At 62.2% G+C, this 13378-nt stretch carries 13 protein-coding genes and 3 pseudogenes; 8 read left to right on the forward strand and 8 right to left on the reverse strand.

Annotated elements, in window-relative coordinates; all coding sequences use genetic code 11:
* Positions 1-122: 122 nt before the first annotated feature.
* Together preA and VQ042_RS05915 are read right to left on the reverse strand one after the other, a co-directional pair.
* Entirely contained in the window at positions 123-1466 is a 1344-nt protein-coding gene (preA, locus tag VQ042_RS05910; RefSeq protein WP_331816556.1) for an NAD-dependent dihydropyrimidine dehydrogenase subunit PreA, read from the reverse strand.
* A gap of 12 nt (positions 1467-1478) precedes the next feature.
* Positions 1479-2915, reverse strand: coding sequence for an NAD(P)-dependent oxidoreductase (locus VQ042_RS05915; RefSeq protein WP_331816558.1), 1437 nt, complete (start codon positions 2913-2915; stop codon positions 1479-1481).
* Between VQ042_RS05915 and VQ042_RS05920 the strand changes: the two genes are divergently transcribed.
* Positions 2905-3087: a hypothetical protein gene (locus tag VQ042_RS05920; protein ID WP_331816593.1), complete on the forward strand. Its 183-nt coding sequence runs from the start codon at positions 2905-2907 to the stop codon at positions 3085-3087. The two genes, VQ042_RS05915 and VQ042_RS05920, sit on opposite strands and share 11 nt — an antisense overlap.
* Before the next feature lie 88 nt (positions 3088-3175).
* On the opposite strand, the pseudogene VQ042_RS05925 reads toward VQ042_RS05920, so the two are convergent.
* Both VQ042_RS05925 and VQ042_RS05930 read right to left on the reverse strand, forming a co-directional pair.
* Positions 3176-3895, reverse strand: a pseudogene (locus VQ042_RS05925) (alpha/beta hydrolase); the annotation flags it as partial.
* Between the two features lie 271 nt (positions 3896-4166).
* Positions 4167-4850 (reverse strand): GntR family transcriptional regulator, encoded by a 684-nt coding sequence (locus tag VQ042_RS05930; RefSeq protein WP_331816560.1) that lies wholly within the window; start codon positions 4848-4850, stop codon positions 4167-4169.
* Positions 4851-4994: 144 nt separating this feature from the next.
* On the opposite strand from VQ042_RS05930, the gene VQ042_RS05935 reads away from it, so the two are divergent.
* The 5 genes from VQ042_RS05935 to VQ042_RS05955 are packed head-to-tail and all read left to right on the forward strand — an operon-like array spanning position 4995 to position 9401.
* On the forward strand, positions 4995-5792 hold the full coding sequence (locus VQ042_RS05935; protein ID WP_331816562.1) for an ABC transporter permease: 798 nt from the start codon (positions 4995-4997) through the stop codon (positions 5790-5792).
* A gap of 35 nt (positions 5793-5827) precedes the next feature.
* A complete protein-coding gene (locus VQ042_RS05940; RefSeq protein WP_331816564.1) occupies positions 5828-6820 on the forward strand; it encodes an ABC transporter substrate-binding protein in 993 nt (330 codons plus the stop codon).
* Positions 6821-6846: 26 nt separating this feature from the next.
* Positions 6847-7623, forward strand: a complete 777-nt coding sequence (locus tag VQ042_RS05945; RefSeq protein WP_331816566.1) for an ABC transporter ATP-binding protein — start codon at positions 6847-6849, stop codon at positions 7621-7623.
* The gene (locus tag VQ042_RS05950; protein ID WP_331816568.1) at positions 7620-8453 is read left to right on the forward strand and encodes an alpha/beta hydrolase; all 834 of its coding nucleotides are present in this window, start codon (positions 7620-7622) and stop codon (positions 8451-8453) included. Before VQ042_RS05945 ends, VQ042_RS05950 begins: the two co-directional genes overlap by 4 nt.
* Positions 8454-8468: 15 nt before the next feature.
* A complete protein-coding gene (locus VQ042_RS05955) occupies positions 8469-9401 on the forward strand; it encodes an ornithine cyclodeaminase family protein (RefSeq protein ID WP_331816570.1) in 933 nt (310 codons plus the stop codon).
* 198 nt (positions 9402-9599) lie between these two features.
* On the opposite strand, the gene VQ042_RS05960 is transcribed toward VQ042_RS05955, so the two are convergent.
* Complete coding sequence (locus VQ042_RS05960; protein WP_331816572.1) at positions 9600-10097, reverse strand: DUF4357 domain-containing protein; 498 nt, start codon at positions 10095-10097, stop codon at positions 9600-9602.
* On the opposite strand from VQ042_RS05960, the gene VQ042_RS05965 reads away from it, so the two are divergent.
* Complete coding sequence (locus tag VQ042_RS05965; protein WP_331816573.1) at positions 10096-10497, forward strand: hypothetical protein; 402 nt, start codon at positions 10096-10098, stop codon at positions 10495-10497. The genes VQ042_RS05960 and VQ042_RS05965 overlap by 2 nt on opposite strands.
* 62 nt (positions 10498-10559) lie before the next feature.
* Here VQ042_RS05965 and VQ042_RS05970 read toward each other — a convergent pair whose 3' ends face one another.
* The 3 genes and pseudogenes from VQ042_RS05970 to VQ042_RS05980 form a co-directional block, all read right to left on the reverse strand.
* Entirely contained in the window at positions 10560-11963 is a 1404-nt protein-coding gene (locus VQ042_RS05970; protein ID WP_331816575.1) for a hypothetical protein, read from the reverse strand.
* Positions 11964-12078: 115 nt separating this feature from the next.
* Positions 12079-12708: a site-specific integrase gene (locus tag VQ042_RS05975; protein WP_331816577.1), complete on the reverse strand. Its 630-nt coding sequence runs from the start codon at positions 12706-12708 to the stop codon at positions 12079-12081.
* 96 nt (positions 12709-12804) lie between these two features.
* Positions 12805-13047, reverse strand: a pseudogene (locus VQ042_RS05980) (hypothetical protein); the annotation flags it as partial.
* Positions 13048-13267: 220 nt separating this feature from the next.
* Between VQ042_RS05980 and VQ042_RS05985 the strand changes: the two are divergent.
* A pseudogene (locus VQ042_RS05985) lies at positions 13268-13378 on the forward strand (transposase); the annotation flags it as partial.

A 13378-nucleotide genomic window follows, 5' to 3' on the forward strand; every position in this document is an offset into this window, starting at 1 on the left:
AGCCAACCGCGAAACGGCGCATCCGTGGGCCCGGTCAGGCCAATGCCATTACCCGGTCATGCGGGCGCGGCTACCGCATCCGCGCTTCCTCCGAGCATGCGCGCGAAGATCGTCTTCCCGCCTCACTCCGCCGCGTCGGGCAGCACCACCGGTTCGGGGGCGTGCTGCTGGCGTTCCTTTGCCATCGGATTGTTGGGATGGCTGGTCCAGTTGGCATATTCGTCCGGGATCGGCCGCTTGGTGCGCGGGTCGAAGCCGGTGATCCGCTCCATGGTGATGCAGTCCTCGACCGGGCACACGTCGACGCACAGATTGCAGCCGACGCATTCTTCGTCGATCACCTCGAACTTCCGCCGGCCGTCGACCATGTTGGTGATCGCCTGGTGCGAGGTGTCCTCGCAGGCGATATGGCAGCGTCCGCAGGAGATGCACTTGTCCTGGTCGATCCGCGCCTTGGTCACGTAGTTGAGGTTCAGATACTGCCAGTCGGTGACATTCGGTGCGGCACGCCCGCGGAAATCCTCGATCGTGGCGTAGCCCTTCTCGTCCATCCAGTCGGACAGGCCGGAGGCCATCTCCTGGACCACCTTGAAACCGTAGGTCATTGCCGCCGTGCAGACCTGAACCGTGCCGCAGCCGAGCGCGATGAACTCCGCCGCGTCGCGCCATGTGGTGATGCCCCCGATGCCCGACATGGGCATGCCCGCGGTCTCCGCGTCCCGGGCGATCTCCGCCACCATGTTGAGCGCGATCGGCTTGACCGCCGGTCCGCAATAGCCGCCATGGCTGCCCTTGCCGTCGATGGTCGGCGTCGGCGCGAAATTGTCGAGATCGATGGAGACGATCGAGGAGATGGTGTTGATCAGCGAGACCGCGTCGGCCCCGCCCCGCCTCGCCGCCCGCGCGGGAAACCGGATGTCGGTGATGTTCGGCGTCAGCTTGACGATGACCGGCAGCTTCGAATGCTGCTTGCACCAGCGCGCGACCATCTCGATGTATTCCGGGACCTGCCCCACCGCCGAGCCCATGCCCCTCTCGCTCATGCCATGGGGACAGCCGAAGTTCAGTTCCACGCCGTCGGCGCCGGTTTCCTCGACAAGGGCCAGGATCTTCTGCCACGGCGCCTCCTCGCAGGGCACCATCAGCGAGACGATCATCGCCCGGTCCGGCCAGTTGCGCTTGACGCGGGCGATCTCCTCCAGGTTCGTGTCGAGCGCCCGGTCGGTGATCAGCTCGATGTTGTTGAGGCCAAGCAGCCGGCGGTCGGGGCCCCAGATCGCGCCGTAGCGGGGACCGTTGACGTTGACCACCGGCGGGTCCTCGCCGAGGGTCTTCCAGACCACGCCGCCCCAGCCCTGCTCGAAGGCGCGCTGGACGTTGTATTCCTTGTCGGTCGGTGGCGCCGAGGCGAGCCAGAAGGGGTTCGGCGAGGCGATGCCGAGGAAACTCGTCGCAAGATTGGCCATGGCTCGTTCTCCCTACATCCGACCGGGGGACAGTGCTTCGACGGCGCCGGAGACGGCATCGGCGATGCGTGCGCCGAGGCCCTGCTGCGCCGACAGCACGGCATGGATGCTCTCGGCCGCGACCTTGCCGTCCTCGACGGCGACGACGGTGAGGTCCTCGCCCTCGGCGATGCAGTCGCCCCCGGCCCAGACGCGATCCAGCGAGGAGCGTCGCTCGGCATCCACCCGGATGCGGCCGCGCTCCAGCACGACGCCAGCGTCCTCGCTGGCCAGCCCGTCGGGCAGGAAGCTCTGGCCGATCGCCTTGAAGACCTGGTCGGCCTCGATTGTCACGATCTCGCCGGTGCCGACGAGCCGTCCGTCCTCGACCGTCGTGCGCTCCAGCTCGATGCCGCTCACATGGCCGCCCTGGGTCAGGATACGCCTAGGCTGCAGATGGCAGCGGATGTGGACGCCGCGGGTCTGGGCGATTTCCTGCTCGTAGGCCGAGGCGTTCATGGCGTCCTGGCCGCGGCGGTAGGCGATGGTCACCTCCTCGGCGCCCAGGGCTCGTGCCTGCACGGCAGCGTCGACCGCGGTCATGCCGCCGCCGATGACGACGACACGGCGGCCGACCGGCAGCGAGGCGAGATCGGTGGTCTGGCGCAGATCGGCGATCCAGGCGACGGCGTCGGCCGAGCCGGTGCTGGTCTCGCCCTCGGCCCCGAGCGCGTTGACGCCGGCCAGTCCGAGCCCGAGGAAGACCGCGTCGAAGTCGCGCCGGAGGTCGGCCAGATGAATGTCGCGCCCCAGCGCCCTGCCGGTTTCCAGGGTAATGCCGCCGATGGACAGGACGAAGTCGACTTCCCGCTGGGCAAAGCCCTCGGTCGCCTTGTAGGCGGCGATGCCATATTCGTTGAGGCCGCCGGGCTTTTCCCGCGCGTCGTAGAGCGTCACCTCGTGTCCGTGCAGGGCGAGGCGGTGGGCGCAGGAAAGGCCCGCCGGCCCGGCCCCGACCACGGCGACGCGCTTGCCCGTCGGCTCGGCCCGCACGAAGGGGTGGCCGCCCTTTTCCATCAGATGGTCGGTGGCGAAGCGCTGCAGAAGGCCGATCTTGACCGGCTTGCCCTCGCCCACTTCGCGGACGCAGACCTCTTCGCACAGGGTCTCGGTCGGGCAGACCCGGGCGCACATACCGCCGAGTATGTTGGATGAGAGGATGGTCTGCGCCGCGCCGGTCGGGTTGCCGGTCTGGATCTTGCGGATGAACAGCGGGATGTCGATCGCGGTCGGACAGGCCGTCATGCAGGGGGCGTCGTAGCAGAAATAGCAGCGGTCGGCTTCGACCAGCGCCTCATGGGCCTCCAGCGGCGGATGAATGTCGGAGAAATTGTCGGCCAGCGCCTCGGGAGCGAGGCGCCCCGCGCCGATGTCGGGCCGGATGGGTCGGGCTTCGTTCATGCGTCGCATCCCCCTCGAAACCTTCCAGGGAGCCGGCGACGGCGATGATCCGGCCTTCGACGGCTCGTGGAAGAATAGAATGATGCCAGTTTTTCAAAAGGTCAAATTTTTTATCGTCTGGTCAAATTTTGGCCGGTCCGGGTCGGCGGAGAACGCCGCGAACGCAGCAGGATCAGGATGATCGCGCGCAATCACATGGCTCCGCCACCCGCCGCCGGTCGCAAACGGCGAGCCCGAGAGGCCAGCCTCGCTCTGGCTGGCCGGCCGGCCTACTGGCCGGTTGCCGTCTGCAGCGTGCCGCCGAGATTGCGGCCGACATTGCCGACCTGGCGGCCGAACACCTCGCGGCCGCGCTGGCTGACGAGGGCGCCGGGCGCGGTGACCACGGCGCCCGCCGCCGAACCGACGGTCTGGGCCGTACCGAGAGCGGCGGCACCCAGGGTTTCACCCAGCGAAATGCCCTCTTCGCCGATCTCCTGGCCGGAGAGCAGCCGCTGGCCGATCAACTGCACGATCTGCGGGCTTTCGGCGAACTTGCTGTGATTGAGCGCGGAGCCCGCCTGCAGCGCGGACAGGTCGATCACGTCGACCCCCTTCGCCTCGATGCCGCTGCGATACGGCTCCTGCGAGACGTCGATGGCGCCGAGGCGCTGGACGCCCCCGGCCAGCCGGCGCGAGACCTGCAGGGCGCGGTCGTCGGTCGAGGCGAAGATCGTCAACTGGGTGCGCTGCGTGTCGATCTCGTCGAGCTGGCGGGAAAAGACGTCGACGTCGAGATCGGGCGAGGCAAGGATCACGTTGCGGATCTTGGCCGGCAGCTGGCCGCGGCGGATCGCCAGCTGGCGCAGGGCCTCCATGGTCAGCCAGCTTCCCATCGAATGGGCCATCACGGTGACGTTGCGCACGCGCGCGTCGTCGGCGGCCGACTCGATGATCGTTTCCAGAGCCCCGCGCGAGAAATTGGCGCTCTCGCGGTCGTAGAGATAGTCGAAGACGACACCACCACCCCTAGCTCATTGATTTTGCTGCATCCTCTCACGTTCCAAGTGTACCCTAGTGTACCACGCCAAAATACCACGAGATACATTTTTTGCCGGTCTGCCCTGAACGGCGGCGCGTTCGAGGCTGATCTTCCAGAGCCGGCGGATGGTGCGAACGAATCGCAGCATCGCAGGCGCCGAAGCTCCCTAACTTACTGTGTCCAAGGGAGCGGAGTCCGACCGGATCTGACGGACTTCGAGCGGGGAGAATGACTAAATCCTACTCCGCAGCGATACGCGTGCCGTGACATTCGGACAAAGCCCGTTTCGTCGCATCCATGGCCGCTAAGACATGCACCTCTGTAAGTCGCCGCGCTTCGTCGGCGTCTCCAGCCTGGACCGCCTCCGCAATGTCGGACAGTTCGCCGACCATACTGTTCGCTCGTCCCGGTTCCGAGAGGGACGTCCCCCGCAGGAGCCGGATTTGCCCATGGATGTTGCGCAGCATCATCTGGAGTACCGGGTTCCCGGAACTCGCCGAAAGGATGGCGTAGAAGCGGTTCTTTGCCTCCAGAAGTCGCTCGCCGTCGTCGGCCTCAAAAGCTGCTTTTAGGTCGCTCACTGCTTGAGAGAGCTTCTCGCGATCGTCCTTCGTAGCGTTGCTCACGAATAAGAACGCGGACAAACCTTCGAGCTCCTTGCGAACGGTATAGATGTGGCCAGCCTCCTCACAAGTCAGGACGGTCACCTCGATACCGCCTCGGGGCAAGGCCCGTACAAGACCGTCAGATTGCAGTGCCCGCAGGGCTTCTCGGACAAGCGGCCTACTGACGCTAAGCGCTTCGCAGACCGTTCTCTCAACAATTCGGTCACCCGGACGCAGATGTCCGAGCTCAATCTCCGAGCGAAGGTAGGACTCGACCTGTCCGCGCACGGGCGCGGGATTTCGCTGAATGGCGGTCACGATGCCTCCTGTCTGATCGAGAACGTTTCAAAATTATAGCTGATGTAAGACTGTCTGACAAACAGTTTGACACACAGGCTTTATTGGTCATGATCATGTCACGGAACCCCGCATGAACCTTCGACCGACAGGAGATGTCGCCAGGTGAGCAAGTCCGATACCGCAGTCCCAGCATCAGTATCTGCCCCGCGGAGAAGTCCGATAGTCAGTCGGGACAACTGGATCAGGATCGTAACCGCTATCGTCCTGATCGGATCGTGGGAGTTTTTTGGACGCAACGCCAACCCTCTTCTCGTGGCCCTGCCATCGCAGGTCCTGATGGCAACTTGGGAGATGCTCCTGTCAGGCGAGCTCGTCGAAGCGACCATCGAAAGCCTGTCGGTATTCGCCGTCGGATACCTGATCTCGCTATTGCTAGGCATGGCGATCGGCATTCTGATGGGTACCAGCCGAACCGCCGAGATCGCGCTCGACCCGTATGTCAATGCGCTTTACTCGATGCCTCTGATCGCGCTCGTCCCAATCCTTATGCTGTGGGTGGGCGTGGGGTTCACTTCTAAAGTCATTATTGTCGTCATGTTCGCGATCTTCCCGGTAATTATCAACACGCTCGCCGGGGTACGAAATGTCGAGAAGAGCTATCTCGACATCGGCGTCGCATTCGGTGCGACACGCTGGATGACCTTCACCGGCATCGTCATGCCTTCTGCCGTTCCTTACATCGCATCTGGCATGCGCCTCGCGGTCAGTCGCGGCATTATTGCAATGATTGTCGCCGAGTTTTTGACTTCGATTGCCGGTCTGGGCGGCCTAATCATCAACTACTCGAACCAGTTTCAGACCGCCAAAGCATTCGTGCCGGTCTTCATCCTCGCCATCCTTGGAAATCTCCTGACCCATGCTGTCAAGCTCGCCGAGGACCGCATGGGTGCCTGGCGATAGTCGATCCCGATTAATTGCAACGAAAGGAAAAGTCCGTGAACTCGATCCTAAAGACTAGCCTTCTCGCCCTCGCGCTCGCGACTGCCCCCATTACCGCGGCCATGTCCGCTGATGCCGTCAAGGTGGCGCTGCCGTCGAAGATGTTTCTGAACGTCGTGGAGTTCGTAGCTCAGGAAAAGGGCTTTTACGAAGCCGAGGATCTCGAGGTCGAATTTACCCACATCGCCGACAGCTCGATCCCTGTTCGTACGCTGATCGCTGGCGACATGGACATCATCCAGGCCGGCATGGCTGAGACGCTCGTCGCAACCGGTCGCGGCGCCGAACTGAAGACAGTCGGCGGCGTTCACAACGGCCTGCACTATGCATTTTGGACGCGTCCGGGATCCGGCATTGAAACCATTGCCGACCTGCCTGGCAAGAACGTCGCAATCTCGAGCCCAGGATCCCTGCCCCACGTCGTCACGCTGGCACTTCTGCAAAAGGAAGGGGTCCCGCAGTCAAAGATCGACAAGATCAACTGGGTGTCGATCCAGGGGTCGAGCGCACGGATCAATGGCATCATCGTCGGCGCCGTCGACGCAACAGTCGCCTCCTACTCACCCGAGGTCGAGCGCAGCGGCGACGCTAATCTCCTTAAGATTGTCGGGCCCGAGCTTCCTGACTACATAATGATCCCGTTCGACACCACTGACCGGATGATCGAAGAGCGTCGCGACGTTCTGAAGCGCTTTATCAAAGCGCAGCTTCTTGCGACCCGTTTCGTCCTTGAGAACAAGGATGAAACGCTCGCCGTCGCCAAAGGTCACTTCGACTACACCGACGAAGACCTCGACGCATTTTACAAGTTTTACGTCGATGGACGCATCTGGAACCCGAACGGTAACATCTCTGCCGATGCCGCCACCTATATGCAACAGTTGAATGTTGACACCGGCCTGCAGGACGAGGTCCTGCCCGTCGAGGAGGTCCTCGACACCTCTATCGTCGATGAAGTCATCGCAGAAATCGGCACTTACGAGAAATAGACGTGGCAACGAACAGGGAGCCCGTCATGTCCTCACTTTCCATTGAGCAGGTGACGAAAACCTTCGTCGACAAGCGAGGAACGACGGTCGAGGCCCTTGCGGGCTTCGACCTCGACGTTCGCTCCGGCGAGTTTATCACCATCCTTGGCCCCAGCGGCTGCGGCAAAACCACTATGCTGCGCATTCTCCAGGGTCTGGAGAGCCGGTCCGGCGGACGTATCTCCATCGAGGGACGACCAATCGACGGCCCCGGACCCGAACGTGGGTTCGTGTTCCAGCAGTACGGGCTCCTTCCTTGGATGACGTCTGGCGAGAACATTGCGTTCGCCCTGAAGGCCCGGGGCGTCGAGAAGGCCCGCCAAGGCGAGATCATCGCCACGTCCCTGGAGACCGTCGGTCTGGCGGCCTTCCGGGATCACTATCCCCGACAGATGTCGGGCGGCATGCAGCAGCGTGTCGGGATCGCCCGGGCACTGGCGGTCGACCCCGATATCCTCTTGCTGGATGAGCCGTTCGGTGCTCTCGACGCCCTAACCCGTGAGATCCTTCAGAATGAGATGCTCTCTCTTTCTGAGCGCATGAAGAAGACCATTCTCTTCGTCACGCACTCGATCGACGAGGCGATCATCCTCGCGGACCGGGTTGTCGTCATGTCAGCTAGACCCGGACGAATTGACCGGATCATTGACATCGACATTGAGCGTCCGCGGGCGGGTATGGGCGAGGGCATCCGCGAGAGCCCACGGTTCATCGAGTACCGACGGCTTCTCTGGGAGCTTCTGATGGAGAAGCAAGCGGCATGATGGACGAGATCCCTCGAGACCACGAGTGGCACTACAATCCGAGGGTCTCGACCCCGGACGCCGACAGCTACCGGAGCCGGGCTTCAGAAGCCTCGGCTGCAACTCGAAATAAACGGCCCGATGCCATCTACGACGTTCCCTACGGACCAGGGGACAACGACCGCCTTGATATCTTCCCTGGAACTCCGGGCGGCCCTGCCCACATCTTCCTACATGGCGGTTACTGGCGGGGTCGCGATAAGGCTGACTACAGCTATCTGGCCGAGACCTTTAATGAGTCCGGCATCTCCCTTTTCGTCGCCAACTATGACCTGTGCCCGAGCGTGACGCTTAATGACATCGTTCGTCAGGCTCGTCTCTGCATGGACGCGTTTCCCGGCCTAGCCGCAAATGCCGGATGCGACGCCGGGCGGTTGTCGGCATCCGGTCACAGCGCCGGCGCGCATCTTCTCGCGATGTGCATGGCCGGGGGCGCCCCGATGCCCGACAAGATGAAGAGCGTTACACTCGTCAGCGGCATCTACGACGTCTCCCATGTGCTCGGCATTTCAATCAACGAGACGATCGGCTTGACGCGGGTCGACATCTCCCCTTTGAGCCCTCTGCATCTACCGCTCGCCGTCGGTAGGACGGTGATCGACATCGTCGTAGGTGGAGACGAGAGTGCCGGATGGATTGCTCAGTCAGCCCTCTTTGCCGAACGCTGTCAGAAGAGCGGTCTCGACGCGAGGCTTCTGGTGCAGCCTAGCGAAAACCACTTCTCCATCATGGAGAGCTATGGAGATCCAAGCCACGAACTGGCTACTCGGATCGTCGGCCTCTCCACCTGAACCAAAGAAAAAAACATGATCCACATTTCGGAAGATGACGCACGCCGAGCCGTTGGGCTTCAGGCAGCGATAGATGCGGTCCGCACGACATTCATTGATCTTCACAAGGGTCGCTGCCGGCTCCTGCCGGTCGTGCGGGAAAGCCTCTCGAACGGCCTTGGAACGTTCGGCGTAAAGTCGGCGGAGTACGAAAGTCTAGGTCTCATTGGACTGAAGGCTGGTGGATACTGGCCCGGGAACACTACACACAAGGCCCCCCTTACCAACCATCAGTCGACGACGCTCCTGTTCGATGCCTCTTCCGGACAAGCGCTCTCGTCAATCGAAGCGAACTGGCTCACCGAGGCTCGCACCGCCGCAGCCGGGTCCGTAGCCGTAGATACGTTCGCCAGACAGGACGCCCAGACGCTCGGCATTTTTGGAACCGGCATGCAGGCCCGCAGCCAGATTGAGGCCGCCCTGCTTGCTCGCCACTTCGTAACAATTCGGATTTGTGAATACGACCACGCGACCGCCTCTGCTCTTGCCACCGCCATTCGCGAGGCGCATTCCGACATCGAGGTCCTCTTAACGAACCCCGAGGAGACCGTCCGCGGATCCGACGTGCTGATTACTGTAACACCGTCGAACGAGGCGCTATTCGCGCCGGAATGGGTCCCTGAAGGCCAGCACATCAACGCCATGGGTGCGGACACCGTTGGCAAGCGCGAACTACCAAGGTCACTCCTTGGAAAGGCGCGCCTTTTCCACGACGACGCCGAGCAGTCTCAGGGCCTGGGCGAGTTTCAGGGCCTTAAAGATCATGCCAGGATGTCTGCCTCCATCGGGAGCGTCTTGGCGGATGTATCGGCATTCAATCGTTCGGATAGCGACATCACGATCTTCGACGGGACTGGCGTTGCCGTGCAGGACATCGCTGTCGGCTGGGTTGCCTATAAAGCGGTATAAGCTTCCGGCCTCCGCGGCATCACCTTGCAGATCATCCGCGACTGGGTGCTCCGCTTCGCCGCTCGCGGCCCCCAACCCTCCGCTTCGGGATCGCCAGAGCGTCAACAGCAGCACGAAGAACGGGGACACGCGCATCATCGTTTGACGCGTTGGCGGACTGTCCCGTTGAGAAGATGAAGCCGGCGGGTGGACCCGGGTTCACTGGAAACCGCGAGGGTGATGTTCCTCAACCTCTGGCTCAAGTTGCGCGTCCTGCCACTCTTTTAACGTTTGACCGGTGCCGACGAGCCGCCAGGATGTCCGGCCGTTCGCATTTCGGTTACGGATAACTGCAGCTGCAGCAGTAGGACTGGCGAACGAGACATCCTCGGCAAATTCCAGAAACTCCGGATCCGAAGTTGGCACAAGGCGTCCCTCGTTCATCAGCTGTTCCCGAAGAACGGAGTAGCCGTTGGACGAGTAGTCGTCCTTCGTTGTCGCACGCGACCCTGCAAGAACAATGATCTCTCCGTCCACTTCGATCGCCCTTGCCTCGTAGCCGTGCTTGCCAGCGGTAAGAACCAAATCCAGTGTCTTCTGTTCGACCACGTTCGCCGGCGGCATGGTGCCCATGGATGGCAACTTCACCTTCGGACGCAAAAAGTCAAAACCGACCACCGGCAGGACCACCTGAACCTGGGATATGAAAAATTCCATGTCAGCGATGTCGCTCTCCGGAAGGGCCTTCCGCGATGGCTCATTGCCATTTGCGAGGTTCGCTCTGTCGGCGGACTTCGTCAGCTCGATAAACCGGCTCTCCAGAGCGCACGTGCGCTTTCGTCAGGTTCATATCTTTGGAGGTGACGATGCAAACTCTGGTCCAGAAGTCTTTGCCGGCATCCTTGGCATGCTGTCGGATACGGTCCGCGGCATTATCGCCCTCCCCCGCGTAGACACGCGACTTTGTTGGCTGCGCAGGATCGTCGCCGACCAGGAAATATACGCCAGTCCGACTAGCCTCTTCGCGCTGCAGCGCATCACCGACACGCGAGCGCGGCGGCACAGGGTACGGCAATCTAGTCATTTGCGGCTGGAGAAGCTCCATAAGTCCTGCTGAGCAGGCGTTTTGGCGTTGTCGGAAGAAATCTACTCCGACAGGTTCCGACAAGCCTTGTTGCCTTACACTGCATCCGGATTATCGGGCCAATGGGAGTCGCGAAGCGCCATTCGCAAGGCGGGGATGACGCCTCGGTATCGCGGGTGCACGGCATAGACGGAGCCGGTGTGATTGATCGCCACGCTGACCTTTTCGAGAAGCCGATTTCTCACAAGGCGGTTGATTGCCCGGCGCCGATCGGAAGAGCCGGTGCCATCGACGGCAATCCGACCGGTGTCGAGAAGCTCTCTCATGATGTTGGTCATCAACGCTTGGTTGGTTTCGCAGGCTCTAGCGATATAGAAGAGGACCAGGCTCAGCGAGGCAGCATTGGGAGGTTCGGATGGCCGAAAGCGAGACAGCACGCTGAGAAAGAGGGTCAACCGCCGGCTGGAGTTGTCGGCAACGGCTCGCACGTAGCGCGACAGATCGTCGAGGCTGTTGTTCGGTAGCTCAGTCCGCGTTCCGTGTCCGCAGAGCGTTGCGCGGGTATTTGAGTAGGTGCGGATTTCCAGTCGGATGCGATTTTGGCGCTTCGCGTAGATGCCGAGGCGCAGGTCTTTGACGCCAAGCGGGATTGAGAGGCTCTGAGAGCTTCGGAGCTGCCCTTCGGTGCCGAGGGCGGGGTTGGGATCGGCGACGCGCTCTTCGGCCGGCCTCGTGCGATAATGAGTTGCCTGAACTTCGTCCGCGAGCTGGGGAAGTTGGTAGCGCAAGTGTTCGATCTGCGCGAGCGGGTCTGGCGCGCGGAATTCCCAATATGTTTCGATTTGTCGGACGACCCAGCCCGACCAGTCAGCTTGGAAGCGCAGCCGCTGGCGACCAGCTTGGATTTCGGCCAGCGTCCTTTGCTGGTCATCACCAGCCGTATCGTCGGGATCGAGGCACCTGACGATGGCGTTTTGGATGAAACGGAGGAGCAGCGCCAATTCACGGGGCCAGTCAGCCGCAAGGGCGGCCGTGATCCCCGCATCAGGCACGAAGTTATCCCCTCCGTCCAAACCGATCTCTTGGACGTCCGGGTCGCGCCTCAGAAACGGCAGAGGGTCCAGCTCGGCGAGGCAAGTCGACGGCAGGCCGTGGTGCTGGATGAAGCGAGAAAGATTGGCCTCGACGGTGATTTCTAGACGCTGAGTGAGACCAGTGTGTGTTGCTGTGATGTCGCGACACCACAGCTGCCCCGAGAAAAGAAAGTCGCCTCCACCTATCCGGTATACGCGGTCATTTCGGCGGGCAAAGAGCTCTCCGCTGGCTGCCTGCCGGCCTCGATCCCGCATCCCATCGACTGTCGTGTTCAGAAATCTCAGACGGGGATAGCTGATTTTTCCCCGGTCGAACCACGCGGTTGCCGCCGTCGCGATGGTAGCTTCCGTGAAGGAGGGAAGCCTCGCTCTTCTCCGGACATTCCTCACTTTGAGCCAGCCCAACCCTGACGATCTTGCCTATCTGGCCTATGGGTGTGCGTTGGGCTTTGCACCTCTATAGAAGGTGCGGTAGGACAACGCCCGCCTACCTGCTCGCAGGCTATTGTACCCGGGTTCACTACAGAAACCCCGCCCCGGCGTGGTCCTTATAACGATTGGCGCGGCGGATGTAGCTGCGCACGGTGCGCGGATCGCGATGGCGGCTTTGATCCATGATGCGGTTGAGATCGGCGCCGCATTCGGCGCCGCTGGTGACGAACCCGGCCCGAAGACTGTGGCCGGCGAACTCAGTGACGGCAAGGCCACTGGCGGCGGCGTAGCGCTTGACGACGAGCGAGACGGTTTGCGCGGTCATCGCAGCCGGCAGGATCGCATCACCCTTGCGCATGCGGCGGAAGATCGGTCCCTCGACGATACCGGACGCATCGAGCCAAGTGCGGAGGGCGGCAATCGGCATGAGGCGGGTGCCGTGCGGAATGCTGATCGTCTGCCCCTCGCCATCCTGGTCAGTCTTGGAACGGCGAATGAGGATGTCGGCGCCTTGGGCCGTGAAGGTGACATCGTCGACGGTGAGCGCGACCAGCTCTGAGCGGCGGAAGGCGCCAGCAAAGCCGAGGGCGATCAAGGCGCGGTCGCGGGTGCCATGCAGCGTCTTAGAAATGCGCGACAGCATGACGGCGATGTCGGTGGCGGTGGCCGGCGCCTTTTGCCGGACGGCGGTTCCGAGCACGCGGCGGATGCCCTGCATCGTCGCGGTGACGATCGTCGCCTCGGTCGGGCTCGGCCGCTCGGCGATGTGGTGGACATACCGGATGGCGCTGAGTTTGCGGGCGATGGTGCTGGCCCGCAAACCGTCGTCAGCGAGAGCCGCGACAAAGGCGGCCACGGTGTCGGGGCTCGCCGGCAAGGCCGTTGCCGCTCTGGCTTGGCACCAGGCCTCGAAGCCACGGAAATCTGCGCCGTAGGCCTTTAGGGTATTGGGCGATTTGGAGGAGGCGGCGTAGGTGCGGGCGCGTTCGGTTTCTGGGATCGCCAGGGCGGGGTTTTTTGGGGGCTGGGCGACGATGATGTTGGAGGTTTGCAGCAGTGGTCAGGCCCTTTGTCACTAGCGATAAGTGTCTTTATCGATAGTAAAATATGTTCGATTCTATGGCAAATGTTTTCTACGGGTCGTTTAGAGCGGTTCATCAGCTGATGGACTCTGTGTGGATTCCGGTGGGTGTGCAGTTCCCCCGGTTTCGTGGACAGCCGAGGGCAATATAAACGGCCTTGTTCTTGACCATCCGGCTGTCGGCGTCGCGGATTTTGCCCTGGGGGTTACCAGCGAGGGCGAGCGCGAGGTGCTCGGGCTCTGGATTGCCGACAACGAAGGCGCCAAGTTCTGGCTCTCGGTGATGAACGAGCTACGCAACCGCGGG

Origin of the sequence: Aurantimonas sp. A2-1-M11, assembly GCF_036549475.1 — a bacterium.
Lineage (GTDB): Bacteria > Pseudomonadota > Alphaproteobacteria > Rhizobiales > Rhizobiaceae > Aurantimonas.